At 60.3% G+C, this 25,958-nt stretch carries 24 protein-coding genes; 18 read left to right on the top strand and 6 right to left on the bottom strand.

Going from position 1 to position 25,958, the window contains the following annotated elements; translation table 11 throughout:
• The first annotated feature begins 32 nt into the window (after positions 1 to 32).
• From pstB to JN524_RS09820, 4 genes are all read left to right on the top strand, one after another.
• A complete protein-coding gene (pstB, locus tag JN524_RS09835; protein ID WP_007962289.1) occupies positions 33 to 866 on the top strand; it encodes a phosphate ABC transporter ATP-binding protein PstB in 834 nt (277 codons plus the stop codon).
• Between the two features lie 70 nt (positions 867 to 936).
• Positions 937 to 1,698 (top strand): phosphate signaling complex protein PhoU, encoded by a 762-nt coding sequence (phoU, locus tag JN524_RS09830; protein WP_007962290.1) that lies wholly within the window; start codon positions 937 to 939, stop codon positions 1,696 to 1,698.
• A gap of 180 nt (positions 1,699 to 1,878) precedes the next feature.
• Positions 1,879 to 2,838, top strand: coding sequence for a response regulator (locus tag JN524_RS09825; RefSeq protein ID WP_202369221.1), 960 nt, complete (start codon positions 1,879 to 1,881; stop codon positions 2,836 to 2,838).
• Positions 2,839 to 3,024: 186 nt separating this feature from the next.
• Positions 3,025 to 3,921 (top strand): peptidoglycan DD-metalloendopeptidase family protein, encoded by an 897-nt coding sequence (locus tag JN524_RS09820; protein WP_202369220.1) that lies wholly within the window; start codon positions 3,025 to 3,027, stop codon positions 3,919 to 3,921.
• A 186-nt stretch (positions 3,922 to 4,107) separates the two neighbouring features.
• On the opposite strand, the gene JN524_RS09815 is transcribed toward JN524_RS09820, so the two are convergent.
• From JN524_RS09815 to phoB, 3 genes are all read right to left on the bottom strand, one after another.
• Positions 4,108 to 5,448, bottom strand: a complete 1,341-nt coding sequence (locus JN524_RS09815; protein ID WP_007962298.1) for a hemolysin family protein — start codon at positions 5,446 to 5,448, stop codon at positions 4,108 to 4,110.
• A gap of 123 nt (positions 5,449 to 5,571) precedes the next feature.
• Positions 5,572 to 6,858 carry a phosphate regulon sensor histidine kinase PhoR gene (gene phoR, locus JN524_RS09810; protein WP_237403027.1) on the bottom strand — a complete coding sequence of 429 codons (1,287 nt, stop codon included), beginning with the start codon at positions 6,856 to 6,858 and terminating at the stop codon, positions 5,572 to 5,574.
• A 74-nt stretch (positions 6,859 to 6,932) separates the two neighbouring features.
• Positions 6,933 to 7,622: a phosphate regulon transcriptional regulator PhoB gene (gene phoB / locus JN524_RS09805; protein WP_003229608.1), complete on the bottom strand. Its 690-nt coding sequence runs from the start codon at positions 7,620 to 7,622 to the stop codon at positions 6,933 to 6,935.
• Between the two features lie 151 nt (positions 7,623 to 7,773).
• Between phoB and JN524_RS09800 the strand changes: the two genes are divergently transcribed.
• Entirely contained in the window at positions 7,774 to 8,157 is a 384-nt protein-coding gene (locus JN524_RS09800) for a COG4315 family predicted lipoprotein (protein ID WP_202369218.1), read from the top strand.
• A gap of 112 nt (positions 8,158 to 8,269) precedes the next feature.
• Here the strand turns inward: JN524_RS09800 and ubiA are convergent, their stop codons facing one another.
• Positions 8,270 to 9,160 carry a 4-hydroxybenzoate octaprenyltransferase gene (gene ubiA / locus JN524_RS09795; protein WP_202369217.1) on the bottom strand — a complete coding sequence of 297 codons (891 nt, stop codon included), beginning with the start codon at positions 9,158 to 9,160 and terminating at the stop codon, positions 8,270 to 8,272.
• Entirely contained in the window at positions 9,160 to 9,720 is a 561-nt protein-coding gene (locus JN524_RS09790) for a chorismate--pyruvate lyase family protein (protein ID WP_202369216.1), read from the bottom strand. The genes ubiA and JN524_RS09790 overlap by 1 nt, the downstream gene beginning before the upstream one ends.
• Before the next feature lie 200 nt (positions 9,721 to 9,920).
• Between JN524_RS09790 and JN524_RS09785 the strand changes: the two genes are divergently transcribed.
• From JN524_RS09785 to JN524_RS09775, 3 genes are all read left to right on the top strand, one after another.
• Positions 9,921 to 10,088 carry a rubredoxin gene (locus tag JN524_RS09785; protein WP_003229600.1) on the top strand — a complete coding sequence of 56 codons (168 nt, stop codon included), beginning with the start codon at positions 9,921 to 9,923 and terminating at the stop codon, positions 10,086 to 10,088.
• Between the two features lie 20 nt (positions 10,089 to 10,108).
• On the top strand, positions 10,109 to 11,257 hold the full coding sequence (locus JN524_RS09780; protein WP_202369215.1) for an NAD(P)/FAD-dependent oxidoreductase: 1,149 nt from the start codon (positions 10,109 to 10,111) through the stop codon (positions 11,255 to 11,257).
• A gap of 190 nt (positions 11,258 to 11,447) precedes the next feature.
• A complete protein-coding gene (locus JN524_RS09775; RefSeq protein WP_003213368.1) occupies positions 11,448 to 11,723 on the top strand; it encodes an HU family DNA-binding protein in 276 nt (91 codons plus the stop codon).
• Positions 11,724 to 11,818: 95 nt separating this feature from the next.
• Here JN524_RS09775 and JN524_RS09770 read toward each other — a convergent pair whose 3' ends face one another.
• Positions 11,819 to 12,175 (bottom strand): hypothetical protein, encoded by a 357-nt coding sequence (locus tag JN524_RS09770; protein WP_202369214.1) that lies wholly within the window; start codon positions 12,173 to 12,175, stop codon positions 11,819 to 11,821.
• 753 nt (positions 12,176 to 12,928) lie between these two features.
• Here JN524_RS09770 and tssA point away from each other — a divergent pair.
• The 10 genes from tssA (at position 12,929) to JN524_RS09720 (ending at position 25,760) form a co-directional block, all read left to right on the top strand.
• Positions 12,929 to 14,491: a type VI secretion system protein TssA gene (gene tssA / locus JN524_RS09765; RefSeq protein ID WP_007962314.1), complete on the top strand. Its 1,563-nt coding sequence runs from the start codon at positions 12,929 to 12,931 to the stop codon at positions 14,489 to 14,491.
• Between the two features lie 32 nt (positions 14,492 to 14,523).
• Complete coding sequence (gene tssB / locus JN524_RS09760; protein WP_003229587.1) at positions 14,524 to 15,027, top strand: type VI secretion system contractile sheath small subunit; 504 nt, start codon at positions 14,524 to 14,526, stop codon at positions 15,025 to 15,027.
• Positions 15,028 to 15,052: 25 nt separating this feature from the next.
• Positions 15,053 to 16,528, top strand: coding sequence for a type VI secretion system contractile sheath large subunit (gene tssC / locus JN524_RS09755; RefSeq protein WP_003229584.1), 1,476 nt, complete (start codon positions 15,053 to 15,055; stop codon positions 16,526 to 16,528).
• Positions 16,529 to 16,537: 9 nt separating this feature from the next.
• A complete protein-coding gene (tssE, locus tag JN524_RS09750) occupies positions 16,538 to 16,945 on the top strand; it encodes a type VI secretion system baseplate subunit TssE (RefSeq protein ID WP_007920274.1) in 408 nt (135 codons plus the stop codon).
• Between the two features lie 11 nt (positions 16,946 to 16,956).
• The gene (locus JN524_RS09745; RefSeq protein ID WP_202369213.1) at positions 16,957 to 17,463 is read left to right on the top strand and encodes a PAAR domain-containing protein; all 507 of its coding nucleotides are present in this window, start codon (positions 16,957 to 16,959) and stop codon (positions 17,461 to 17,463) included.
• Positions 17,464 to 17,466: 3 nt separating this feature from the next.
• Positions 17,467 to 18,372, top strand: coding sequence for a hypothetical protein (locus JN524_RS09740; RefSeq protein ID WP_202369212.1), 906 nt, complete (start codon positions 17,467 to 17,469; stop codon positions 18,370 to 18,372).
• Between the two features lie 429 nt (positions 18,373 to 18,801).
• Positions 18,802 to 20,589, top strand: coding sequence for a type VI secretion system baseplate subunit TssF (gene tssF, locus JN524_RS09735; protein ID WP_115988606.1), 1,788 nt, complete (start codon positions 18,802 to 18,804; stop codon positions 20,587 to 20,589).
• Positions 20,553 to 21,560, top strand: coding sequence for a type VI secretion system baseplate subunit TssG (gene tssG, locus JN524_RS09730; protein WP_003229570.1), 1,008 nt, complete (start codon positions 20,553 to 20,555; stop codon positions 21,558 to 21,560). The genes tssF and tssG overlap by 37 nt, the downstream gene beginning before the upstream one ends.
• 11 nt (positions 21,561 to 21,571) lie before the next feature.
• Positions 21,572 to 24,229, top strand: coding sequence for a type VI secretion system ATPase TssH (gene tssH, locus JN524_RS09725; RefSeq protein ID WP_095137721.1), 2,658 nt, complete (start codon positions 21,572 to 21,574; stop codon positions 24,227 to 24,229).
• Positions 24,230 to 24,239: 10 nt separating this feature from the next.
• Positions 24,240 to 25,760, top strand: a complete 1,521-nt coding sequence (locus tag JN524_RS09720) for a sigma-54 interaction domain-containing protein (RefSeq protein ID WP_097089472.1) — start codon at positions 24,240 to 24,242, stop codon at positions 25,758 to 25,760.
• Positions 25,761 to 25,958 lie beyond the last annotated feature (198 nt).

Here is a 25,958-nt window from a genome sequence, read left to right as displayed (position 1 = left end):
CGAACCGAATTTGTTAGCACAGGGAGCCTCCCATGCAGCACGAAACACATACCCACGGCATCAACATGTCGGCCCTGGGTCGCGACAAGCAGAGCCTGAGCCTCGAGCAGGAAACCGTGGCCATCGAAGTCCCGGGCCTGAGCCTGTTCTACGGCGAGAAGCAGGCGCTGTTCGACGTCAGCATGAACATCCCGAAACAGCGCGTGACCGCGTTTATCGGCCCGTCCGGCTGCGGCAAGTCCACGCTGCTGCGTACCTTCAATCGTATGAACGACCTGGTTGACGGTTGCCGTGTCGAAGGTGCGATCAACCTGTACGGCAACAACATCTACCGCAAAGGTGAAGACGTTGCCGAGCTGCGTCGCCGCGTCGGCATGGTGTTCCAGAAACCCAACCCGTTCCCCAAGACCATCTACGAAAACGTGGTCTACGGGCTGCGCATCCAGGGCATCAACAAGAAGCGCATTCTCGACGAAGCGGTCGAGTGGGCATTGAAAGGCGCGGCACTGTGGGACGAAGTCAAAGACCGTCTGCACGACTCGGCACTCGGCCTATCCGGTGGTCAGCAGCAGCGTCTGGTGATCGCACGCACCATCGCCGTTGAACCGGAAGTGTTGCTGCTCGACGAACCGTGCTCGGCCCTGGATCCGATCTCGACCCTGAAAGTCGAAGAGCTGATCTACGAGCTGAAGTCCAAGTTCACCATCGTCATCGTCACCCACAACATGCAGCAGGCCGCGCGGGTGTCCGACTACACGGCGTTCATGTACATGGGCAAACTGGTGGAATTCGGCGACACCGACACCCTGTTCACCAATCCGGCGAAGAAACAGACCGAAGACTACATCACCGGTCGTTATGGCTGACAGTTGCGGTTATTCACAGAATTGACGCTGCGGCCCACCGCACCTTACCGGACGCTCCAAGGACGCCAACATGATTAGTAAAGAAGGCCTTACCCACCACATCTCCGCGCAGTTCAATGCCGAGCTTGAGGAAGTGCGCAGCCACCTCCTGGCCATGGGCGGGCTGGTCGAGAAGCAGGTCAACGACGCGGTCACCGCGCTGATCGAGGCCGACTCGGGTCTGGCTCAGCAGGTGCGCGAGATTGACGACCAGATCAACCAGATGGAACGCAACATCGACGAAGAATGCCTGCGCATTCTCGCCCGTCGGCAGCCGGCGGCGTCCGACCTGCGGCTGATCATCAGCATCTCCAAGTCGGTGATCGATCTGGAGCGCATCGGCGACGAAGCGACCAAGATCGCCCGCCGTGCCATTCAGCTGTGCGAAGAAGGCGAAGCGCCGCGCGGTTACGTTGAAGTGCGGCATATTGGCGACCAGGTGCGCAACATGGTTCGCGATGCGCTGGACGCGTTTGCCCGCTTCGATGCCGATCTGGCGCTGTCGGTGGCGCAATACGACAAGGTCATCGACCGTGAATACAAGACCGCTCTGCGCGAGCTGGCGACCTACATGATGGAAGACCCGCGCTCTATCTCGCGGGTTCTGAGCATCATTTGGGTGCTGCGTTCGCTGGAGCGCATCGGCGACCACGCGCGCAACATCTCGGAACTGGTGATCTACCTGGTACGCGGCACCGACGTACGCCACCTGGGCCTCAAACGCATGAAAGAAGAAGTTCAAGGCACAAGCGGCGAAACCGCTAATGTTCCGGGCGATGCTGACGATAAGTAAGATTGCCTGAGAAAAGCGCCCGGCCCTTTGGCCGGGCGTTTTTGTTTAGGGCGCCTGAATCAGGAAATCAAATTTAAAAGCAGCACCCGCGAACGAAAAGTCCCGGCGTGACTGAAGATTGTTGGCAATGTGCCATCAGCAAAAGCGGTATGCTTGCCGGGATTTTTATAGGGGTGTTGGATGAGCAAGATCAGTGTGTTGGTCGTGGACGATGCTTCGTTCATTCGTGACCTGGTGAAAAAGTGCCTGCGTAATTACTTCCCGGGGATCCGCACCGAGGACGCCGTCAACGGCAAAAAGGCTCAGGCCATGCTGGCCAGGGAAGCGTTCGACCTGGTGTTGTGTGACTGGGAAATGCCGGAAATGTCCGGCCTCGAGCTGCTGACCTGGTGCCGCGAGCAAGACAATCTCAAGACCATGCCGTTTGTCATGGTCACCAGCCGTGGCGACAAGGAAAACGTCGTCCAGGCGATTCAGGCCGGGGTTTCCGGCTACGTCAGCAAGCCGTTCACCAACGAACAACTGCTGACCAAGGTCAAGCAGGCGCTGAACAAGGTTGGCAAGCTCGACACCCTGATGAACAGCGCGCCGACCAAGATGAACTCGGCGTTCGGCAACGATTCCCTGAGCGCGTTGACCGGCGGCAAGCCTGCTGTGGTCGGTGCTGCGCCGGCAGCCGCTGCTGCGGTCAATCCGTTCGCCAAGCCAGCGGTTGTCGCGCCAACGCCAGCTGCTGCGCCGTCGCGCGGCTTGCTCAACAGCCCACCGGTGCAGGCACCGGCTGCCTCGAAAGCGCCGGCCGGTGGTCGTGGGCAGGGCCAGTTGCGCCTGCCAAGCGGCACCCAGCAGTGCGTGATCAAGGCGCTGAGCATCAAGGAAGCGCTGTTGGTGGTGAAACGCACCGACACCCTGCCGCAGATCCTCGACAGCGCCGTGCTCGACCTGGAGCAGGGCGACAACGCCGAAATCGCCCGCCTCAACGGCTACCTGCACGCCATCGTTGCCCACGAGCAGAAAGCCGACAGCGACTGGCTGCAACTGACTTTCCGTTTCGTCGACCAGGATGCGCAGAAGCTCGACTACATCTCCCGCCTGATTGCCCGCGGCACGGCGCAGAAGCACTTCGTTCCGGGCGCGTAAGCGGCGTCTGTGAAAAGATCGCAGCCTGCGGCAGCTCCTACATTGGAATGCATTTCCCTGTAGGAGCTGCCGCAGGCTGCGATCTTTTGCTTTGTGCGCTGCCCAATTTGAAACATCTGTCGACTAGCCTGGTCTGTCTCAGCTGCTAGGCTCATTTCCAGGCCTTACTCGACAGAACCTTTGCCCATGCTCGCGCGCCTGCTGTTTTTCTGTGGTCTTTTCCTGGCCTCCACCTCGACTGTGGCCATGACCATCTACAAATCCACCGATGCCAACGGCGTGGTCTCGTACAGCGACCGGCCGAGCAAAGGCTCGCAGGTGTTCGTGTTTCAGGACCGCATGGTCGAGCACCTGGAGCGCCAGGTGTACCTCGATATCAAGAAGCAGAAGGGCAGCGACGTGGTGTTCGTGCGCAACGATCTGTATGCGCCGGTCGAAATTGCCCTGGCGTTTACCGGCCTGAGTAATGTACGTGGCGCTCCGGCGCAGACGATTCGCCGGGTGCTGCCGGCACGCAGCAATACCCGGTTAGCGTTGCTCACAGCGATTACCAGCGGCCAGCCGCTGGTGTATTCCCCGCAATTCCAGTACTCGCTGGGTGACCCTACAGGAGCCGCGCAGAGCTATCGCTATCCGTTGCCGTGGCGGGGCGGGCCGTTCCGTCTCAGTCAGGGCGCCAACGGCCAGTACAGCCACTACGGGCCGAAGAACCGGTATGCGATGGACATCGCCATGCCGGTCGGCACGCCGATCATTGCCGCTCGGGCCGGGGTGGTGGTGAAAACCGAAAATTCACAGAGCGGACGCGGCAATGATGCGTCCGGCAATTTCGTTAGGGTGCTGCATGATGACGGCACGATGGGCGTGTACCTGCACCTCAAGCAAGGATCGGTGAGCGTGCGCGAAGGGCAGCGAGTTGCGGTCGGCAGCCCGCTGGCGCTGTCGGGCAATACCGGCAACAGCAGCGGCCCGCACCTGCACTTTGTAGTGCAGCGCAATACCGGGCAGGGGCTGGTGTCGATTCCGTATCAGTTCAACCAGCCACTGGGGGCGTTGCCCAACTTTGCGTTGGGCAAACAGTAGAAGCGTTAGGGGGCCGCTGTTGAGGGGCTTTTGTGGTGAGGGGATTTATCCCCGATGGACGGCGCAGCCGTCCCAAAATCATTGAAGGCATTGAGTCAGGAGTTACGCGATTGCAGATTACAGGGCCGCTCCGCGACCCATCGGGGATAAATCCCCTCACCACAGAAGCGTCTCCCAAAACACCCATCAATCCAGCATCAACACCTTCGCCAGCACAATCTTCGGCCCTTTCATCTTCTTGATGATGATCCGCAGGCCTTCGACTTCCAGCACTTCTTCCTCTTCCGGCACTCGTTTCAGGGTCTCGTAGACCAGACCGGCGAGGGTTTCGGCTTCGATGTGATCCAGGTCGATACCGAGCAGACGTTCAACCTTGAACAGCGGCGTATCACCACGCACCAGCAGCTTGCCCGGCTGATACGCGAGGATCCCACGCTCGGCCTTGCGGTGTTCGTCCTGGATGTCGCCGACCAGCACTTCCAGTACGTCTTCCATGGTCAGGTAGCCGATGATGTTGCCGTCGGCCTCTTCGACCACGGCGAAATGCGAGCCGCCCTTGCGGAACTGCTCCAGCAGCTGCGACAGCGGCATGTGCCGCGATACGCGCTCCAGCGGGCGGGTCAGTTCAGCCAGGTTGAACGACTCCGGAATGTGGTCCAGCGCCGCCAGTTCCAGCAGCAGGTCCTTGATGTGCAGCAGGCCGACGAACTCCTGGCGCTCGCTGTCGTACACCGGATACCGGCTGAACTTGTGGCGACGGAACATCGCGAGGATTTCTTTCAGCGGCGCGTTGAATTCGAGGGTGATCAGGTCTTCGCGGGAGTTGGCCCAGTCGACCACTTCCAGCTCGCCCATTTCCACTGCCGAGGCCAGCACGCGCATGCCTTGGTCGCTCGGGTCCTGACCACGGCTGGAGTGCAGGATCAGTTTCAGTTCTTCGCGGCTGTAATGGTGTTCGTGGTGCGGGCCGGGTTCGCCTTGGCCGGCGATCCGCAGAATCGCGTTGGCACTGGCATTGAGCAGGTAGATCGCCGGGTACATTGCCCAGTAGAACAGGTACAGCGGCACCGCCGTCCACAGCGACAGCAACTCGGGTTTGCGGATCGCCCACGACTTGGGCGCCAGTTCACCGACCACGATGTGCAGGTAGGAAATAATGAAGAACGCGGTAAAGAACGAAATGCCTTTGACCACTTCCGGCGACTGCACACCGACCGCGCTCAGCAGCGGCTCGAGAAGGTGCGCGAACGCCGGCTCACCGACCCAGCCCAGGCCGAGGGAGGCGAGGGTGATACCGAGCTGACAGGCCGAGAGGTACGCATCGAGCTGACTGTGTACGGTGCGCAGGATGTGTCCGCGCCAGCCATTCTTGTCGGCGATGGCCTCGACTCGGGTCGAGCGCAGTTTGACCATGGCGAATTCCGCCGCAACGAAGAAGCCGTTGAGCAAAACCAGGATCAGAGCGAAAAGAATCATGCCGAAATCGGCGAATATCGTAGCGAGGGACAAGCCAGGGGAAGGGTCCATGATGGAGTTTTGCAGGTTCCGTGTGATTCGTAAGAGAGAAGAAATCGCGCCTGAAAGGCAGACGCAAGTCAGCCAATGTAGCGGCTGACATGGCGATTGCCTAGTGGCGCGTGCTGGCCGGTATCACTCGGCGGCGCTGATGGCCCGTGCCTGGGCCACCTGGGCCGGGGCGAAATGGCAGGTGAACGTGCTGCCATGACCGGGCACGCTGCTGATCTCCATCCGCGCGCGGTGGCGCAGCAACACGTGTTTGACGATCGCCAAACCGAGCCCGGTGCCGCCAGTGTTGGAGTTGCGGCTGGAGTCGACGCGGTAGAAACGTTCGGTCAGGCGCGGCAGGTGCTTGCTGTCGATGCCGATCCCGGAATCCTGCACGCTCAGGTGCGCGCCTTGCTCGTCACCCCACCAGCGAATGCGGATGTTGCCTTCGGCCGGGGTGTATTTCACCGCGTTGAACACCAGGTTGGAGAAGGCACTGCGCAGTTCCGCCTCGCTGCCCTTGAGCAGGATTTTGCCGTCGGCTTCGAGGGTGATTTTCTGGTTCTTCTGCCCGGACAACTGCTGGGCGTCGCTCTTGATTGACTGCAGCAGGGCGTCGATCTGCACTGGCTGGTTGTCCGACGGGTAATCGGTGGCTTCCAGTTTCGCCAGCAACAGCAGGTCATTGAGCAGCGTCTGCATGCGCCCGCCCTGTTGCTGCATCTGTTGCAGCGCGCGGCTCCAGCGCGGGTTCACTTCCTCGACATTGTCGAGCAGGGTTTCCAAGTAGCCGCAGATCACCGTCAGCGGCGTGCGCAGTTCGTGGGAGACGTTGGCAATGAAGTCTTTGCGCATCTGTTCCAGCTGATGGATGCGCGTGACGTCTCGCACCAGCATCAGGTGTTCGTTGTTGCCGTAGCGCGTCAGGTACAGCTGAATGCGCACCCGATCATTGGTCGGCGAAGGGATTTCCAGCGGTTCGGCGTAGCTTTCCTGCTCGAAGTATTCCTTGAAGCGCGGATGGCGTACCAGGTTGGTCACCGGTTGGCCGCTGTCCTGCGGGGTCTTGAGGCCGAGCAGGGTTTCGGCAGCGCGGTTCCACCATTCCAGGTTGCCGTCGCTGTCGAGCATGATCACCGCATCTTTCAGCGCGGCGGTGGACTCCTGCACCCGGTCGATCACCGCTTGCAGGCGTCCGCGTACCCGTTGGTCGCGGCGTTGCAGGTGGTAGATGCTGTCGAACACCTCGCCCCACAGGCCATAGCCGTCGGGCGGTGCTTCATCGGGTTGGTGCAGGCGCAGCCATTCGTGCAGACGCAACAGTTGCTTGAGCGTCCAGGCCAGGTAAATGCCCAGGCCGGCAGCGAGGCTCCAGCCGTAGTAGCCGGTGATCAGGCCGATTACCAGACACGCTGTGACCAGCAACAGCATGTGGCGAATCAGGGTGCCATGCCAGTTTTGATTCACGGAAAATACGGTCCTTGTCAGCGAGTCTGGCGGTCGGATCAGGCCTTGGTGGAAAACCGGTAGCCGGTGCCGCGCACGGTTTGTACCAGATTTTCGTAAGCGTCGCCGAGGGCCTTGCGCAAACGCCGGATGTGCACGTCGACGGTGCGCTCTTCAACATAGACGTTGCCGCCCCAGACCTGATCCAGCAACTGGCCGCGCGTGTAGGCGCGTTCCTGGTGGGTCATGAAGAATTGCAGCAGACGGTATTCGGTCGGGCCCATCTCGGCCGGACGGCCGTCGATGGTCACGCGGTGGCTGATCGGGTCGAGCAGCAGGCCGCCGACTTCGATCGGCGCTTCGCCATCGGTCGGGCCGGCGCGGCGCAGCACAGCCTTGAGGCGGGCGACCAGTTCGCGGGGGGAAAACGGTTTGGTGATGTAGTCGTCGGCGCCGACTTCAAGACCCTGGATCTTGTTGTCCTCTTCGCCCTTGGCGGTGAGCATGATGATCGGGATGTCCCCGGTCAGCTCGTCGCGCTTGAGGCGGCGGGCCAGTTCGATGCCGGAGGTGCCGGGCAGCATCCAGTCGAGCAGGATCAGGTCCGGTTTGCGGTCAACGATGATGGCGTGTGCCTGCTGCGAGTTCTCCGCCTCGAGGCAGTCATAGCCGGCCATTTCCAACGCAACGGCGATCATTTCGCGAATGGGCGCTTCGTCGTCGACGATCAGAATGCTCCTGCCAACCATGCCTTAATCCTCTTGTCATTTAACTGTCTTGCGCCGCATTAGATAACGGAATTATTGCAGTCGTGTGACAGTATTTTAGTCGCCCGGCGTTTGGCGTGATCCTGGACTAAGCTCTAAGTCCGAATCCTGACAACCACAAAAGAAGGTTTCCATGAATCAAATGACTGCTTCCTTTAAAGCTCTGCTGATGGCTGCTGCCCTGACTCTGCCCGGCCTTGCGATGGCAGCCGAACCGGCGATGATGAAAGACGGCATGATGGTGGATCACAAAGGCATGACCGTTTACACGTTCGACAAAGACGCTGGCGGCAAGTCGATGTGCAATGACAAGTGCGCCGAAAATTGGCCGCCGATGATGGCGCCAGCAGGTGCGAAGGCGGAAGGCAAGTGGACGGTGATCAAGCGCGATGACGGCAAGATGCAGTACGCCTACGACGGCAAGCCGCTGTATACCTTCAAGATGGACGCCAAGCCGGGTGACATGATGGGCGACGGCAAGATGGACGCGTGGCACGTGGTGCACGAGCACAAGTAAACGCAAATCCCCTGTAGGAGTGAGCCTGCTCGCGATGACGGTGTGTCAGTTAACAGCAATGTGGCTGATACACCGTCATCGCGAGCAGGCTCACTCCTACAAAGGGGGGCGTTCAACGTATTGCGTAATCCAGCACAATCCCGACGAAAATCGCCAACCCGGCCCAATGGTTGTGCAAAAACGCCTTGAAGCAACGCATGCGGTCGCGATCACGGGTGTACCAGAACTCCCACGCATAACAGCCGGCAGCCACCAGCAAGCCGAGATGGAACCACGTCCCCAGCTCGAACTTCGAACCGGCCAGCAACAGGCAGCCGAGCGACAGCGCCTGCAACGTCAGGATGATCACCCGATCCGCCTCGCCAAACAGAATCGCCGTGGATTTCACGCCGATCTTCAGGTCGTCGTCACGATCGGTCATCGCGTAATAGGTGTCGTAACCCACTGTCCATAACAGGTTAGCGATCCACAGTAGCCACGCTGCCGCCGGCAGCTCACCGGTCTCGGCGGTGAACGCCATCGGCATACCCCACGAGAACGCCGCGCCCAGCACCACCTGCGGGTAATAGGTGTAGCGCTTCATGAACGGGTAGGTGAACGCCAGTGCCAGACCGCCCAGCGACAGCCAGATGGTCGGCGCATTGGTGCACAGTACCAGCAGGAAACTCACGCCCATCAGCAGCGCGAAGAACACCAGCGCCTCTTTCGAACTGATCTTGCCGCTGGCCAGCGGTCGTTGCGCGGTGCGTTTGACGTGGCCGTCGACCTTGCGATCGGCCCAGTCGTTGATCACACAGCCACCGGCACGGGTCAGCACTACGCCGAGGACGAAAATCACGATATTGGCCAGCGAAGGCGAGCCCTTACCGGCAATCCACAACGCCCACAGCGTCGGCCACAGCAGCAAGTAAATGCCGATCGGCTTGTCCATGCGCGTCAGCTGAATGAAATCCCAGGCGCGCGGGTTCAAGCGGTTCAGGGACTTGAGCAGGCTCTGGTACATCAGCAGTTCTCCGGATGGGCGCGGGCGGCGCTCCACAACGTCGGCAGGAAAATCTCCGCCACCAGCACGCTCAAGGCGCCACGGTCGAAGCGCGAGCGGCGGCCCCACAGTTCGGGCGCGCGGCAGGCTGGCGGCAGCCAGTCCTGCGGGTAGTGACAGACCTCAATGGCGCGGCGCTGAAAGGCGTGGTCGCAAAACAGCAATTCGCCCAGCGAGCGGCTGCCCAGTTCGTCCATGTGCAAGCCGTCGCCTTGCAGGGCGGCGCGGGAGGCCACGCTGCGGGCAAACACCCAGGCCTCGCCATGACCGCGCAGATACACCTCGCGCACCCAGCCTTCGCTGCCTTCGGCCAGATCCAGCGCCGCGCATTCGTCGCTGCGCAGAGTGTCCCAGCCTTCGAACAGCGGCGTGACGCTGAAGCCGTCATTCGACAGCCGTGTCAGACGGCGGGTCAGCGAGCCTTCGTCGAACAACCAGTTCAGGGTCAACGAATCTGGAAGGGGCGTCAGTCGGCTTTGAGTCAGCCAGAGCGGGGCCGGGCAGGCATTTGAATGTTGCACAATGAGTCATTATTGGCCGCAAATGAGGCGGCGAGCTTAACATGGCGTGTTGCGAATTTGATGGATCCGGGTCGCCGTTGCGCCGAACAGGCTTGCATCTGCCCGGCACCCTCAGTACAAAACGCCCTGAGCCGGATGGCAGCGCTCCCACCATCGACCGTCCGCGCCGACAAAAGCCTGAAACCTGAGGAAGTACCTGAATGAAAAAGTGGCAATGCATCGTCTGCGGCCTGATCTACAACGAAGCTGACGGTTGGCCGGATGACGGCATCGCGCCGGGCACCCTGTGGCAGGACGTGCCGGAAGACTGGCTGTGCCCGGACTGCGGCGTGGGCAAGTCGGACTTCGAAATGATCGAAATCAACTGAGAAAAACCAAGGAGTAAGGCATGAACGCACCTGTCGTAATCGTCGGCACCGGGCTTGCGGGCTACAACCTGGCCCGCGAGTTTCGCAAACTCGACAGCGAAACCCCGCTGCTGCTGATTACCGCAGATGATGGGCGCTCTTACTCCAAGCCGATGCTCTCCACCGGTTTCGGCAAGAACAAGGACGCCGATGGCCTGAGCATGGCCGAACCCGGCGCCATGGCCGAGCAGTTGAAGGCCGAAGTGCGCACCCACACGCGCATCAGCGGCATCGACGCCGGCCACAAGCGTCTGTGGATCGGCGAAGAAGCGGTGTACTACCGCGACCTGATCCTCGCCTGGGGTGCGGAAAACGTGCGGGTGCCGATCGACGGTGACGGTGGTGATCTGGTGTTTCCGATCAACGATCTCGAAGATTACGCGCGCTTTCGTGCAGCCGCTGCGGGCAAGCGCCGCGTATTGCTGCTAGGCGCCGGGCTGATTGGCTGTGAATTCGCCAACGACCTGATCCTCGGCGGCTACGAGGTGCAACTGGTTGCACCCTGCGAGCAAGTGATGCCGATGCTGCTGCACCCGGCCGCTGCGGCCGCCGTGCAGGCCGGGCTGGAAAGCCTGGGGGCGCGTTTTCACCTCGGTCCGGTGCTTACTCGCCTGCAGAAGGTCGCTGACGGTCTGGAAGCGCATCTGTCCGACGGTCAGGCGATTGCCTGCGATGTGGTGGTGTCGGCCATCGGCCTGCGTCCGCGCATCGATCTGGCCGCGGCGGCCGGAGTGCAGGTCAATCGCGGCGTTGTCGTCGACCGCTACCTGAAAACGTCCCACGCCAATATTTACGCCCTGGGCGACTGCGCCGAGGTCGATGGACTGAATCTGTTGTACGTGATGCCCCTCATGAGCTGTGCGCGTGCACTCGCACAAACCCTGGCCGGCAATCCGACGGCCGTGAGCTACGGGGCGATGCCGATCACGGTGAAAACCCCAGTATGCCCGTTGGTCGTTTCGCCACCGCCTCGGGGCAGCGAAGGTGTCTGGACCGTCGAAGGGCAGGGCGCCGACATCAAGGCCCTGTGCCACAGCGCCGATGGCCAACTGCTCGGTTACGCGCTGACCGGCACGGCGGTGATGGAAAAACTGGCCCTGAACAAACAGCTACCGGCCCTGCTGGCATAAATACCGGTCGTTCTGTCGGAATCACCCCGCTTTTGCCCCTACAAAGGTCGCGGGGAGACTGGCGCCGCCGGTATCCGCGTGCCATTCTCACTCCCGTCTGCCGCAGAGTAGAGCCTGCGGCGCCTTGGGCGCTGTTCCAACGAGAACAGCACGGACATAACAACAAAAAACCGTCAAAGGGGCTTCACTAATGCGTAAACCAGAACTCGCCGCTGCAATCGCTGAAAAAGCGGATCTGACCAAAGAACAGGCCAACCGCGTTCTCAACGCCGTCCTCGAAGAAATCACCGGCGCTCTGCACCGCAAGGACAGCGTCACGCTGGTGGGCTTCGGCACCTTCCTGCAACGCCACCGCGGCGCCCGCACCGGCAAGAACCCGCAAACCGGTGAGCCGGTGAAAATCAAGGCCAGCAACACCGTGGCATTCAAACCAGGCAAGTCGTTGAAAGACAGCGTCAATCCTTAAATTGCGGCGAACTCCCTGAGAACCGGGAGAACTGCAATAAAAAATGGGCACACCGATTGCGGTCGGGTGCCCATTTTTTGTGCCTGCCAATCGGCTTATTGACGCCGGAAGCAGGCCTTGCCGTTGCCGAAATCCACGGCCAGACAGTTCGGTTCGATTGCCAGTTGCAGATCCTGAAACAGGCCGGACAAATCGCTGTTCGACGCCGGTTGGGTATCGCTCTTCAGCGTCACGGTGTTGTTTTGCATCTGCCAGGTGCCCTTGGCAAAACCGTTAGCGCTGCCATATGCCACGCCTGCGTCAAACGTGCCGTCCTTGCGCAGCAGCAACTCGGCGCCCATTTCCATTGCACCGGTCAGATAGTAATGACCGTCCAGTGGCGGGGTGTCTGCTGACGCTTGAGAGACGGGAAGCCACATCAGTGCTGCGAACAACAGGGGTTTCAATTCCATGAGGTAAAGCTCCTTGGCGGCTCCGGGCTCAGGAGCCGAATGAGATGCAGGCTTCGGACCGTAGCTCAACAGTCAGCCGGCCTGGTTGACATTGCCGGGCGGAAAGAATTTACCAAGGCAAGCTGGCAACGTGGGAAATAAAACGATGTAAGAATTATCCCTGACATTTGTCAGAGTATTTTCAGCGTGGAAGTGTTGCGTAAGTGGTGGAAATGACTGTTGGATCGCACTTCGATAATTATTGAGTTGGCACTGAAGTGCAGCATTCACGAGATGAATAAAGTTTCAAAAAAATGAATTGCCATCAAATTGATGGCACTTTTGTTGTTGCGCGTTGTCGCCAGTGAATTGTTTGTAAAATCCAGCGGGTTTTCGGAAGAATCCTACTTCTATTTTTTTCGAGAGTTGTCATGCTGGCCGCCGTGTAATGGAACGGATGTTCGACGCGATTCGCGCAAGCTGGATCGGGCCGCTCTGGATCAAGGGTTCTGAGGGCGGAGGGCGAATGTTCACAATATAATTCGCCATCAGGGATTCCCCTGCCACATATAGGGCGATCTCCTACACAGCCCAATGAACACTTCGTCTTGTTGTTTAACCAGATGCTTGCTAGTGGCCATCATAGTGATTACGATGCGCCCACTTGAAAGAGCACATCTCAATTGGATGAGTCGCTTCACCGCTCTTCGATACTGTCCCGCGCCGCGGCAACTCCAATAGGCGCATGACTGTAATCCTAATTAAAGGCCATGGATGTCCTACTCAAGCAAACTTTCCGCCCATTACCTCGAACTCGCAAAAGTCTCTGTTTCCAAAGAGAATTTCGCGGGCGAAGACGTTCGTTTTTCGAGCGAATTCGAGGCGCTGGAAAGCGAGCTGGCCAAAGCCTCGTCGATGCACGAAAGCGGGCAGATCGACTGGCTGAAAATCCGTGAAAACAGCGAAAATCTGCTGCGTACCCAATCCAAGGATTTGCGTGTCGGCGCCTGGCTGACCTGGTCGTTGTACCAGCGTGAATCCTTCCCCGGGCTGCTGGCCGGCCTCGGTCTGCTGCACCATCTGTCGGAAAACCACTGGGCCGACGTTCACCCGCTCAAACCGCGCACCCGTGCCGCCGCCATCGGCTGGCTGGTGCCGCGTCTGGAGCAGGTACTCACTGAAAACATCGCGATCAAGGAACAGCTGCCGATGTTTCGGCAGTTGTCCGAGCATCTGGCCGGGCTCGATGCCGCGTGCACCGAGCACCTGGGCGACGATGCTCCGCTGTTGCTGCCGCTCTCGCGTCGCCTGAAAACCATGATCCAGCGTGCCGCCGACAATCAGCCGGCCCCCGGTGTGGTGGGCGCAGCAGTGGCGCAGGTCAAGCAGGCCGCGAGCCAGTTGCTGACCCCCGGCGCACCGATCGACAACGAAAAAGATGCCTACAAGGCTCTGCGCGCGCAGCAGGAAAGCGCGCGTCCGTTGTGTGCCTGGTGGCTCAAACAGAAAGCCACCGACCTGCGCGCCCTGCGCCTGAACCGCACTTTGCTCTGGCTGCCGATCGACGCGGTGCCCGAACGCAACGCTGAGCAGATCACCGTGCTGCGCGGTCTGCCGGTGGACAAACTCAAGCAGTATCAGGATCGCTTCGATCAGGGCAAATACGCCGACCTGCTGGTGGAACTGGAGGCGAGCCTGGCGAAGGCGCCGTTCTGGTTCGATGGCCAGAGGATGGTCTGGGAATGTCTCCAGAACCTCAACGCCGAGATGGCAATGCGCGAAGTGGAAATCCACTTCGCGCTTTTGGTTCAGCGCCTGCCCGGCATCATCGAATGTCGTTTCCATGACGGCGCGCCGTTTGCCGATCCGTCCACCCGGGCGTGGATCGCCGGCAATGTCATGCCGCACCTGCAAAGCGCCAGCGCCCCACGCAAAGTCGAAACCGACGACGTCGAAACCCAGCCCGCCTGGGAAAAGGCCCTGCAGGAAGTGCTGCCGCTGTTGCGCAAGGAAGGCCTCAAGCCTGCCGTGCAGACGCTCAAGCAAGGACTGCAATCGGCCCACGGCGGACGCGAGCGGTTTTTCTGGCAATTCGCCCTTGCCCGGCTGTGCTTCATGGCCAAGAAGTACGAACTGGCCAAGAACCAGCTCGAAACCCTCGATCAGACATTACAGGACTCAGGCCTGCACGCCTGGGAGCCCGATCTTGCATTGGAAGTGCTGCACCTGCTGCACAGTTGCTGCGAGTTGTTGCCGCAGAACCATGCCGTACGTGAACGCAAGGAAGAGATTTATCGCAGGCTGTGCCACCTCGATCTCGAAGTGGTACTCGAATAGGCCCCAGGGCCACAACCGCAAGGAGAAAAGCCATGGCCAAAGAAGGCTCGGTAGCCCCCAAGGAACGCATCAACGTCACCTTCAAACCCGCCACCGGCGGTGCTCAGGAAGAGATTGAACTGCCGCTGAAGCTGCTGGCAATCGGTGACTACACCCACCGCAAGGACGATCGCAAAATCGAAGATCGCAAGCCGATCAGCATCGACAAGATGACCTTCGACGAAGTGTTGGCCAAGCAAGAGCTGGGTCTGACGCTGAGCGTGCCGAACCGTCTGCAGGAAGATGGCGAGGCCGACGAGCTGGCTGTGCAACTGCGCGTCAATTCGATGAAGGACTTCAACCCGGCCAGCCTGGTCGAGCAAGTGCCTGAGCTGAAAAAACTGATGGAACTGCGCGATGCGCTGGTGGCCCTCAAAGGCCCGCTGGGTAACGCACCTGCGTTCCGTAAAGCGATCGAAGGCGTGCTCGCCGACGACGAATCCCGCGGTCGCGTACTCGGTGAGCTGGGCCTGAACGCCGCAGCCCCGGACGCCTGAGACTCCAGCCAAGGAAGCCAACACAATGAGCACTAGCGCAGCACAAGAGAAGAGCGCCGAAAGCGGCGAATACAGCATTCTCGACAGCATCATCGCCGAAACCCGTCTGACTCCGGACGACGAAGCCTACGACATCGCCAAGCGTGGCGTGTCGGCGTTCATCGAAGAACTGCTCAAGCCGCAGAACAACGGTGAACCGGTCAAGAAAGCCATGGTTGACCGCATGATCGCCGAGATCGATGCCAAGCTCAGCCGTCAGATGGACGAGATCCTGCACCACCCGGACTTCCAGGCGCTGGAATCGTCGTGGCGTGGCCTGCAGTTGCTGGTCGACCGCACCAACTTCCGCGAAAACATCAAGATCGAAATCCTCAACGTCTCCAAAGAAGACCTGCTGGACGATTTCGAAGATTCGCCGGAAGTCATGCAGTCGGGCCTGTACAAGCATATCTACACCGCTGAATACGGCCAGTTCGGTGGTCAGCCGGTTGGCGCGATCATCGCCAACTACTTCATGTCCCCAAGCTCGCCGGACGTGAAACTGATGCAGTACGTGGCCAGCGTATCCTGCATGTCCCACGCGCCGTTCATCGCCGCTGCCGGCCCGAAATTCTTCGGTCTGGAAAGCTTCACCGGCCTGCCGGATCTGAAAGATCTGAAAGACCACTTCGAAGGCCCGCAATTCGCCAAATGGCAGAGCTTCCGTACTTCGGAAGACTCCCGCTACGTCGGTCTGACCGTGCCGCGCTTCCTGCTGCGTAACCCGTACGATCCGGAAGAAAACCCGGTCAAATCGTTCGTGTACAAGGAAACCGTTGCCAACAGCCACGAGCACTACCTGTGGGGCAACACCGCGTTCGCGTTCGGCACCAAGCTGACCGACAGCTTCGCCAAGTTCCGCTGGTGCCCGAACATCATCGGCCCACAGAGCGGTGGCGCGGTTGAAGATCTGCCGTTGCACCACTTCGAAAGCATGGGCGAAATCGAAACCAAGATCCCGACCGAGGTTCTGGTCTCCGACCGTCGTGAATACGAACTGGCCGAGGAAGGCTTCATCTCCCTGACCATGCGCAAAGGCTCCGACAACGCGGCGTTCTTCTCCGCCAGCTCGGTGCAGAAGCCGAAGTTCTTCGGCATCAGCGCAGAAGGCAAGGCGGCAGAGCTGAACTACAAGCTCGGCACCCAACTGCCGTACATGATGATCGTCAACCGCCTGGCTCACTACCTGAAAGTGCTGCAGCGCGAGCAACTCGGTTCGTGGAAAGAGCGTACCGACCTCGAGCTGGAACTGAACAAGTGGATCCGCCAGTACGTGGCCGACCAGGAAAACCCGAGCGCCGAAGTGCGTGGCCGTCGTCCGCTGCGCGCTGCGCAAGTGATCGTCAGCGACGTTGAAGGCGAGCCGGGCTGGTACCGCGTGAGCTTGAACGTGCGTCCGCACTTCAAGTACATGGGTGCCGATTTCACCCTGTCACTGGTTGGCAAGCTGGACAAAGAGTAAGAGCGACTCATGGACGGATACGGCAGCCTGTTCGAGCGCCTCAACGGCGACGCGCAACTACGCAAAGGCAACAGCCTTGAGGCTTGTGCCATGGCGTCAGTGGCTGCCCATCTGGCCAAAATGCTCAGCACCCGGGCCGGCAGCGTGCAAACGCTGGCCGACTACGGGTTGCCCGATCTCAATGACATGCGTCTGAGCCTGCACGACTCCCTGAGTCAGGCCCGTCTGGCCATCGAAAACTTTATCGAAGCCTACGAGCCGCGCCTGAGCAACGTGCGTGTCATTTCCCTGCCGCGTGACCACGACCAGCTACGGCTGGCCTTCAGCATCGAAGGCCTGCTGGAAGTCGAGGGTTTCAAGCGTCAGGTCAGTTTTTCCGCGCGCCTGGATGGCAGCGGTCAAGTGAAGGTCACCTAAGGAGAATCCCGATGTCTGGCAAACCCGCAGCACGTGTATCCGACCCCACCGCTTGCCCACTTCCTGGCCACGGTACCAACCCGATTGCCGCCGGTTCCGGCGACGTGTTCTTCGACGGCCTCGCGGCCGCCCGCCAAGGCGATGCCTCGGCGTGTGGTGGTGCGTTGGTTGGCGATCTGGCGACCACGGTTTTGATCAACGGAAAACCGGCTGCGACCGTGGGTTCGGTTGGTGCTCACGGCAACAAGGTCACCGCCGGTTCCGGGACGGTGATTATCGGCAATTCGCATTCGCCGGCGCCGTTTGTGCCGCCAGTACCGTTGGTGATGCCCGGATTCGACGAGCAGTTTGTACTGACCGATACGACTGGAAAGCCTATGGCCAATTCACGTTACTTGCTAGTGCGTGAAGATGGTTCCGAGGAGGAGGGCGTTACAGACGATCAGGGGCTGACCCATCGCGTTTCTCGTCACAAGAATGCCGAGAAAATAGACATCTACATTGCATCGAGAGACTGATCAATGGGCGCGGATATCAAAACCACGGCAAACGGGAGTTTCGTCAAAGTCTCGACGCTGCAGAGTACGTCGACTAAAAGTCCTGAGCCGAAGCCCGTTGCAGTTGAGCATGGGCTTACGGTATTCCTTGGTGGTGCCGGTATGGTCGGCGCCTATAACGACGACATGATCGCGGCCTTTACGGAGGTGGGGATATCCAATGCCGTCTACGGAAACTATTCATCGCTTATTACTGGGATGGACAAATATGTTCCTGATCTCGTCGACATGCTTAGCGATGCCTCCTCGGTTGTACTTTATAACCAGGATGAAAAGGATCCGGTAGTTCTTGAGTACGGCGCGCTGCAAAAGTGCGAGTACGGAAATGAATATATAGAGAAAAAATACCTGTTTGGCATGGTTACGGTCAGAAGTTACAAGGAAGTCGTTTGTACACCTCCTGGCGACTTACTGGCGATGAAAATCAGTCGTGATGTCAGCAAGATAAAAGCAACTGAATTTCCATTGAGTGCCTTGCAGATCAGCAAGCCGCTTCCAAAAGTCGGGCAGTTCAACATTGTCGGTTATTCATGGGGGGCTGTTATTGCTGCGCGCAGTGCGATTTATTACGCACGTGCCGGTGTGAAAGTCGATCACCTCGTACTGATCGGCGCCCCGATAAACAAAAGCCTCAAGGTTGCCGTCACTACACATCCGAACATCGCGAGCGCAACGATCATCGACCTGAAAGACAAAGGAGATCCCATTTATGCGGGGATTTCCGATGAAGAACTCATGAAGGCTTCCATCGAACTAGGTCAGCAGATGTTGAATGGCGGTGGCCATTTTTACTATTCCGGCGATAACGCCCAAGGCAAAGCCCGGCGTCGGGACCTGGCGAAATTTCTTTATGCCAAAGGACTTCGCTAAGTGATCCGGTATTTTTATCTTGGCGTATCAGCACTGCTGTTGCTGATGTCTTTTACGCATCCGCGTTCTCAATCGTCGGTTGTTGATCTGAATTCATTGTCTGTCCCAGTCAATTTTTATGAGTTGCTTTTTCTGTTTTGTATTGTGATTTTTATTCCGATGATGGCGGTAGCTTTTTATTATTTTTTAAGTGCTCTGAGTCTTTACGTGCGACAGCGAAGTTTGCGAGCTGGTTCGTCAGTGTTACTGCTGTCAATTGTGATATCGACGGCGCTTTACAGTTTTAATCATTGGGTGTTCAGTGAATTGTTTTAGGCTTGGCTCTGGCCGTAAAAGGATTTTTATGAATTCCCTCCCGCAATGGAAAGAACAGTGGCAGGGCATATTTATTAACAATGTGCCCACTACTCATCCGGAAAGCTGACTGACATGTCCTTTAACCACTACTACCAAAGCGAACTCACCGCACTGCGCCAACTGGGCCGCCGTTTCGCCGAGCGTAGTCCGGCGTTGGCGCCGTTCCTGGGCCAGGCTGGGCGGGATCCGGATGTGGAGCGGTTGCTGGAAGGCTTTGCGTTCCTCACCGGGCGCCTGCGGCAGAAGCTTGATGACGAACTGCCGGAGCTCAGCCATTCGCTGATGCAACTGCTGTGGCCGAACTACATGCGCCCGCTGCCGGCGTTCAGCATTTTGCAGTTCGATCCGCTGAAGCGTTCCGGGCCGGCGCTGGTGGTCGAGCGCGATACGCCGATTGAAAGCAAACCGATCGAAGACGTGCGTTGCCGCTTCCGCACCTGCTACCCGACCGAAGTCCTGCCGCTGGATCTGGCCGCGCTGAACTACTCGGTGAAGGGCGACGGTTCGCTGCTCAGCCTGCGTCTGGAAATGAGCGCCGACGGCCACCTCGGTGAGCTGGAGCTGAGCAAACTGCGCCTGCACTTTGCCGGCGAACGCTACATCAGCCAGATGCTCTACCTGAGCCTGCTGCGCAACCTGGAAGGCATCGAACTGATCCCGCTCGACGGTGCCGGCAAGCCGATCGATGGCGTGTCCGGCAAGCCGATGGCGTTCAAGATTCCCGGTGACCGGGTCAAGCCGGTGGGCTTTGCCGAAGAAGAAGCGTTGATCCCATATCCGCTGAACACCTTCCGTGGCTACCGCTACCTGCAGGAATACTTCGCCTTCCAGGACAAGTTCCTGTTCGTCGACGTCAACGGTCTGGACATCCTCAAGGCTCTGCCGGAAGACACGCTCAAGCAGATGCGCGGCCTGGAGCTGCGTTTCGATATCCGCAAGAGCGGGATCATGCGCATGCGGCCGACCCTGGATAACGTGAAGCTGTTCTGCACGCCGATTGCCAACCTGTTCGCCCACGACGCGCTGCCGATCCGCCTCGATGGCAAACAGGATGAATACCTGCTGCTGCCGGCGGAATACGATCTGGAAAACTGCGGCGTGTTCTCGGTGGAAACCGTCACCGGCTGGAAGCCCGGCGGCCTCGGTTATCAGGAGTACGTGCCGTTCGAATCGTTCGAGCATGACCCGAGTTTCGACGTGCCCAACAGCCGTCCGCATTACAGCATCCGCCAGCGTTCGTCGTTGCTGCATGACGGCCTCGACACCTACCTGAGCTTCGGCATCCGCCACACCGAAGCCCACGAAACCCTGTCGATCGAGCTGATCTGCACCAACCAGAACCTGCCGCGCAAGCTCAAGCTCGGCGACATCTGCATGGCCTGTGAAGAGACGCCGGAGTTCCTGAGTTTCCGCAACATCACTCCGGCCACTTCGAGCTTTGCGCCGCCGCTGAACCGTGACTTCCTGTGGAAGCTGATCAGCAACATGTCGCTCAACTATCTGTCGCTGGCCGACGTCAACGCGTTGAAGGTGATTCTCGAAACCTACGACCTGCCGCGCTACTACGACCAGCACGCGGAGAAGGTCAGCAAGCGCCTGCTCGGCGGCCTCAAGCACATCAAGCACCACCACGTCGACCGGCTGCACCGTGGCTTGCCGGTGCGCGGTCTGCGCACCGAACTGACCATCGACCCGGAAGGGTATATCGGCGAAGGCGACCTGTTCGTTTTCGCTTCGGTTCTTAACGAGTTTTTCGCGCTTTACGCCAGTCTCAATTCGTACCACGAGCTGCGGGTAAAAAGCACACAGGGAGAGGTGTACCAATGGACACCACGTATGGGCCTGCAGCCCCTGCTTTAAGCGGGCTGACCAAGGTAATACGCGAGTACTCGCTGTTTCAGGCCGTGCTGCTGGTGATCGACCGGCTGCGCGAGGCGCACCCGTACCTGAGCGAAGACGATCTGTACGATCAGGTGGAGTTTCAGGCCAACCCGAGCCTGGGCTTTCCGCGCAGCGACGTCGATCGCGTGGAGTTTTTCGAAGAGCACGGGCAGATGCGCGCGCGCATGCGTTTCAACCTGATCGGGCTGGTCGGCTCCGGTTCGCCGCTGCCGGCGTTCTACGGCGAGCAGGCTCTGGGCGACAGCGAGGACGGCAACCCGACGCGCAACTTCCTCGACCTGTTCCACCATCGCCTGCAACGGCTGATGCTGCCGATCTGGCGCAAGTATCGCTATCGCGCCAGCTTCCAGAGTGGCGCGATCGACCCGTTCTCTTCGCAGCTGTTCGCCCTGATCGGTCTGGGTGGCGACGAGATCCGCAAGGCCAAGGAACTGAACTGGAAGCGCCTGCTGCCGTACCTCGGTTTGCTCAGTTTGCGCGCGCACTCGGCGGCGCTGATCGAAGCCGTACTGCGTTACTACTTCAAGCACGAAGACCTGGTCATCGAGCAGTGCATCGAGCGCCGCGTGGAGATCCTCGATGAGCAGCGCAACCGCCTCGGTCGCGCCAACAGCCTGCTTGGTGAAGACCTGGTGCTGGGCGAGCAGGTGCGCGACCGCAGCGGCAAATTCCGCATTCACATCACCGAACTCGACTGGGAGCGATTCCACGAATTCCTGCCGATCGGTTTCGGTTACCAGCCGCTGTGCGCGCTGGTGCGGTTCACCTTGCGTGACCCGCTCGATTACGACATTCGCCTGGTGCTGCGCCCGGAAGAAATCCGCGAACTGCGCATTGGTGAGAAGAACGACTGTCGCCTGGGGTGGACCAGTTGGCTGGGCTGCGAAAAAGCAGACGGCGTGGTCACCCTGGGCAGCAAAATTCATTAAGGACGTGAGCCATGATCAACGTAGACCTGCAACAACTCATCCAGGCGCTGGACGCCGAAACCCGTCGCGATCTGGAGCGTTCGGCCGAACGTTGCGTGGCCCGTGGTGGCAGCAAGATCCTCGTCGAAGACCTGCTGCTGGGTCTGCTGGAGCGCCCGAACGGCTTGCTCTCGCGCGCCTTGCAGGATGCGGATGTCGATGCCGGTGAACTGAGCGCCGCACTGCAATCTCGCGTTGAACACAGCGCCTCGCGCAACCCGGTGTTCGCCCCGGAACTGGTGCAGTGGCTGCAAGACGCGCTGCTGGTGGCCAACCTCGAACTGGGCCAGACCCAGGTCGAAGACGCCGCGCTGATCCTTGCGCTGCTGCGCAACCCGATGCGCTATGCCGGCAGCCGTTACCAGCCGCTGCTCGCCAAACTGAACATCGATCGCCTGAAGGAATTTGCCCTGTCGCAACAGGAACAACCGGCCGCCAATGGCAAGCCGGCAGCGCAGGGCGAATCGCTGCTGCAGCGCTTCACTCACAACCTGACGCAGCAGGCGCGCGACGGCAAACTCGACCCGGTGCTGTGCCGCGATGGCGCGATCCGGCAGATGGTCGACATCCTCGCCCGTCGCCGCAAAAACAACCCGATCGTGGTCGGTGAGGCCGGCGTTGGTAAAACCGCCATCGTCGAAGGCCTGGCCTCGCGCATCGCTGCCGGTGAAGTGCCGCAGGTGCTCAAGGGCGTCGAGTTGCTGTCGCTGGACATGGGCCTGCTGCAGGCCGGGGCCAGCGTCAAAGGTGAATTCGAGCGTCGCCTCAAAGGCGTGATCGACGAAGTCAAAGCCTCGCCGAAACCGATCATCCTGTTCATCGACGAAGCCCACACCCTGATCGGCGCGGGCGGCAATGCCGGTGGTTCCGACGCGGCCAACCTGCTGAAGCCGGCGCTGGCTCGCGGTGAACTGCGCACCATCGCCGCTACCACTTGGGCCGAGTACAAGAAATACTTCGAGAAGGATCCGGCGCTGGCCCGTCGTTTCCAACCGGTGCAGTTGCACGAACCGACCGTCAGCGAAGCGGTGACCATCCTCCGCGGGCTGGCGCAGGTCTACGAGAAGAGCCACGGCATCTACCTGCGGGATGACGCGGTGGTCTCGGCGGCTGAATTGTCCGCGCGTTATCTGGCTGGCCGCCAGCTGCCGGACAAAGCCGTCGACGTGCTCGACACCGCATGTGCCCGCGTGCGCATCAGCCTCGCCGCTGCTCCGGAAAGCCTCGAACGCCTGCGTGGCGAACTGGCTGAAGGTGGCCGTCAACGTCAGGCTCTGCGTCGCGATGCCGAGGCCGGTCTGCTGATCGACCACGAAGCGCTGGATGCGCTGGAAGCGCGGCTCGACGAAGCCGAAAGCGAAATGGTTGCGCTGGAAAGCCTGTGGACCGAACAGAAGCAGTTGGCCGAGCGCCTGCTGGAACTGCGTCAGCAACTGGCCAAGGCCCGTGAAGCTGCTGCCGTAGAGCCGACCGTCAGCGTTGAAGAAGACGCCGAAGGCACGGTGATCGAAACCATCGCCGCCGAGGTCGAGGAAGGCCAGAGCGTTGAAGCGCTGGAAGCCGAACTGCACCAGACCCACAGCGCCCTGACCGCTGCTCAAGTCAAAGAACGTCTGGTCAGCTTCGAAGTCTGCCCGCGTCTGGTGGCCGAAGTGATCAGCGCCTGGACCGGCGTGCCGCTGGCGCAACTGGCCCGCGAGCACAACGCCAAAGTCGCGAGTTTCGCCACCGACCTGCGCACGCGCATCCGTGGTCAGGAGCAAGCCGTGCACGCACTGGACCGCTCGATGCGCGCCACTGCTGCCGGCCTGAACAAACCGGATGCACCGGTCGGTGTGTTCCTGCTGGTCGGCCCGAGCGGCGTCGGCAAGACCGAAACCGCGCTGGCCCTGGCTGACCTGCTGTACGGCGGCGACCGTTTCATCACCACCATCAACATGTCCGAATTCCAGGAGAAGCACACCGTATCGCGTCTGATCGGTGCGCCACCGGGCTACGTCGGTTACGGCGAGGGCGGCATGCTCACCGAAGCGGTGCGCCAGAAGCCGTACTCGGTGGTGCTGCTCGATGAAGTCGAAAAGGCTGATCCGGACGTGCTCAACCTGTTCTACCAAATCTTCGACAAGGGCGTGGCCAACGACGGCGAAGGTCGCGAAATCGACTTCCGCAACACTTTGATCCTGATGACCTCGAACCTCGGTAGCGACAAGATCAGCGACCTCTGCGAAGACGGCGCCCGTCCGACCGCCGAGCTGCTCGAAGAGACCATTCGCCCGGTGCTGAGCAAACACTTCAAACCGGCGCTGCTGGCGCGGATGAAAGTGGTGCCGTATTACCCGGTGGGCGGCCCGGTGCTGCGCGAGCTGATCGAGATCAAACTCGGTCGTCTGGGCGAACGCCTCAACCGTCGTCAGCTGGATTTCAGCTGGTGCCAGAACCTCGTCGATCACCTGTCCGAGCGCTGCACGCAAAGCGAAAGCGGTGCGCGTCTGATCGACCATCTGCTCGATCAGCACGTGTTGCCGTTGGTAGCCGATCGCTTGCTCGATGCGATGGCCACCGGTGAAAGCCTCAAGCGTGTGCATGCCACGCTCGACGGCAACGCCAGCGTGACGTGCGAGTTCGCCTGAGGTGGGTGTGATGTTCACTCAAGTGCCGCAGCCACTGGTCTATGCCGAAGCCTTGCTGGCGCAGTTCGCCAGCCTGTCGCGCGCGGCGGACGGTGCTGCGCTGCTGGGTGACTTCGTGCGCGGGTTGGCCGAGCTGAGCGGTTGCGAATTGACCCAGCTGTACCTGCTCGACGCCACCCACACCTGCCTGGGGATGAACGCCGAATGCCTCGACGGCGCGCTGCAACCGCGCGCCGCCACCAGCCTGCCGGCGGACTACAACGGTGAGCAGCTGCTGCAGTTTGCCCTGTGCCAGAACCGCGTGGTCTGCCTCGATGATCTGGGTGCCAGCCTGCACGAAACCAGCTTTCTGCCGGCTACCGCTGGTGCCTGGCAATCGCTGCTGTGCGTGCCGCTGGTCAATCAGCAGAAGGCGGTTGAAGGCCTGTTGCTGTGCGCCAGTCGTCGTCACGTCGACCTGCAAGGCTTTGCCGATTCGCTCGGCCAGCTCGGCTCGTTCGTGCTCGGTCAGTTGCACTTGCTGCAGCGTCTGCGCCAGCCACCGGCAGAATCGGCCACGGTGGCGCGCAGTGTGCCGAGCATCAACGGCTATGGCCTGATCGGCAAAAGCGCCGCCATGCGCCAGACCCACTCGCTGATCAGCAAAGTCCTGCACAGCCCGTACACCGTGCTGTTGCGCGGCGAGACCGGCACCGGCAAGGAAGTCGTGGCCCGGGCGATTCACGATTGCGGCCCGCGCCGCTCTCAGGCGTTCATCGTGCAGAACTGCGCGGCCGTCCCGGAAAACCTGCTGGAAAGCGAGCTGTTCGGCTATCGCAAAGGCGCCTTCACCGGCGCTGACCGTGACCGCGCGGGGCTGTTCGATGCGGCCAACGGCGGCACGCTATTGCTCGACGAGATCGGTGACATGCCGCTGTCGCTGCAAGCGAAGATTCTGCGGGTGTTGCAGGAGGGCGAGATTCGTCCGCTGGGTTCCAACGATACGCACAAGATCGACGTGCGCATCATCGCCGCGACGCACCGCGATCTGTCGACGCTGGTCAGCGAAGGCAAATTCCGCGAGGACTTGTATTACCGTCTCGCGCAGTTTCCGATCGAGCTGCCGGCCCTGCGCCAGCGCGAAGGCGACATCCTCGAACTGGCTCAGCACTTCGCCGAGAAGACCTGCGCGTATTTGCAGCGTGATCCGGTGCGCTGGTCGAGCGCGGCGCTGGAACACCTGTCCGGTTACACCTTCCCCGGCAACGTGCGCGAACTCAAGGCCCTGGTCGAGCGCGCGGTGCTGTTGTGCGAGGGCGGCGAGTTGCTGGCCGAGCATTTTTCCCTGCGCATGGAGCCGATGCCCGAAGACCACAGCGGCCTGAATCTGCGCGAGCGCCTGGAAAAAGTCGAACGCACATTGTTGCTCGACTGCCTGCGCAAGAACGACGGCAACCAGACCCTCGCCGCCCGCGAACTGGGCCTGCCGCGTCGCACGCTGCTCTACCGCCTCGGGCGCCTGAATATCAATCTGGGTGACTTCGATGGTTGATCTGAACCTGGCTCTTGCCGTTTGCACAACTCCTGTCTTGAACGGTTTCTCTGTGGTGAGGGGATTTATCCCCGATCGGCTGCGCAGCAGTCGTAATCGAGCAAGCGCGGTTCTCCTGCAAGAACCGGTGATCAGGTCTTGGGGCTGCTTCGCAGCCCATCGGGGACAAGTCCCCTCGCCACAGGGAATCGGTGTATC

The organism is Pseudomonas sp. MWU318 (assembly GCF_016756945.1).
Taxonomy (GTDB): Bacteria; Pseudomonadota; Gammaproteobacteria; order Pseudomonadales; family Pseudomonadaceae; genus Aquipseudomonas; species Aquipseudomonas putida_A.
Note: the sequence above shows the minus strand (reverse complement) of the source record. Positions and strands in the feature narration are given on the sequence as shown.

Excerpts from the sequence above, each read along its gene's own strand:
- pstB (WP_007962289.1), top strand. The coding sequence starts at position 33 with ATGCAGCACGAAACACATACCCACGGCATCAACATGTCGGCCCTGGGT.
- phoU (WP_007962290.1), top strand. The coding sequence starts at position 937 with ATGATTAGTAAAGAAGGCCTTACCCACCACATCTCCGCGCAGTTCAAT.
- JN524_RS09825 (WP_202369221.1), top strand. The coding sequence starts at position 1,879 with ATGAGCAAGATCAGTGTGTTGGTCGTGGACGATGCTTCGTTCATTCGT.
- JN524_RS09820 (WP_202369220.1), top strand. The coding sequence starts at position 3,025 with ATGCTCGCGCGCCTGCTGTTTTTCTGTGGTCTTTTCCTGGCCTCCACC.
- JN524_RS09815 (WP_007962298.1), bottom strand. The coding sequence starts at position 5,448 with ATGGACCCTTCCCCTGGCTTGTCCCTCGCTACGATATTCGCCGATTTC.
- phoR (WP_237403027.1), bottom strand. The coding sequence starts at position 6,858 with ATGCTGTTGCTGGTCACAGCGTGTCTGGTAATCGGCCTGATCACCGGC.
- phoB (WP_003229608.1), bottom strand. The coding sequence starts at position 7,622 with ATGGTTGGCAGGAGCATTCTGATCGTCGACGACGAAGCGCCCATTCGC.
- JN524_RS09800 (WP_202369218.1), top strand. The coding sequence starts at position 7,774 with ATGAATCAAATGACTGCTTCCTTTAAAGCTCTGCTGATGGCTGCTGCC.
- ubiA (WP_202369217.1), bottom strand. The coding sequence starts at position 9,160 with ATGTACCAGAGCCTGCTCAAGTCCCTGAACCGCTTGAACCCGCGCGCC.
- JN524_RS09785 (WP_003229600.1), top strand. The coding sequence starts at position 9,921 with ATGAAAAAGTGGCAATGCATCGTCTGCGGCCTGATCTACAACGAAGCT.
- JN524_RS09780 (WP_202369215.1), top strand. The coding sequence starts at position 10,109 with ATGAACGCACCTGTCGTAATCGTCGGCACCGGGCTTGCGGGCTACAAC.
- JN524_RS09775 (WP_003213368.1), top strand. The coding sequence starts at position 11,448 with ATGCGTAAACCAGAACTCGCCGCTGCAATCGCTGAAAAAGCGGATCTG.
- JN524_RS09770 (WP_202369214.1), bottom strand. The coding sequence starts at position 12,175 with ATGGAATTGAAACCCCTGTTGTTCGCAGCACTGATGTGGCTTCCCGTC.
- tssA (WP_007962314.1), top strand. The coding sequence starts at position 12,929 with ATGTCCTACTCAAGCAAACTTTCCGCCCATTACCTCGAACTCGCAAAA.
- tssB (WP_003229587.1), top strand. The coding sequence starts at position 14,524 with ATGGCCAAAGAAGGCTCGGTAGCCCCCAAGGAACGCATCAACGTCACC.
- tssC (WP_003229584.1), top strand. The coding sequence starts at position 15,053 with ATGAGCACTAGCGCAGCACAAGAGAAGAGCGCCGAAAGCGGCGAATAC.
- tssE (WP_007920274.1), top strand. The coding sequence starts at position 16,538 with ATGGACGGATACGGCAGCCTGTTCGAGCGCCTCAACGGCGACGCGCAA.
- JN524_RS09745 (WP_202369213.1), top strand. The coding sequence starts at position 16,957 with ATGTCTGGCAAACCCGCAGCACGTGTATCCGACCCCACCGCTTGCCCA.
- JN524_RS09740 (WP_202369212.1), top strand. The coding sequence starts at position 17,467 with ATGGGCGCGGATATCAAAACCACGGCAAACGGGAGTTTCGTCAAAGTC.
- tssF (WP_115988606.1), top strand. The coding sequence starts at position 18,802 with ATGTCCTTTAACCACTACTACCAAAGCGAACTCACCGCACTGCGCCAA.
- tssG (WP_003229570.1), top strand. The coding sequence starts at position 20,553 with ATGGACACCACGTATGGGCCTGCAGCCCCTGCTTTAAGCGGGCTGACC.
- tssH (WP_095137721.1), top strand. The coding sequence starts at position 21,572 with ATGATCAACGTAGACCTGCAACAACTCATCCAGGCGCTGGACGCCGAA.
- JN524_RS09720 (WP_097089472.1), top strand. The coding sequence starts at position 24,240 with ATGTTCACTCAAGTGCCGCAGCCACTGGTCTATGCCGAAGCCTTGCTG.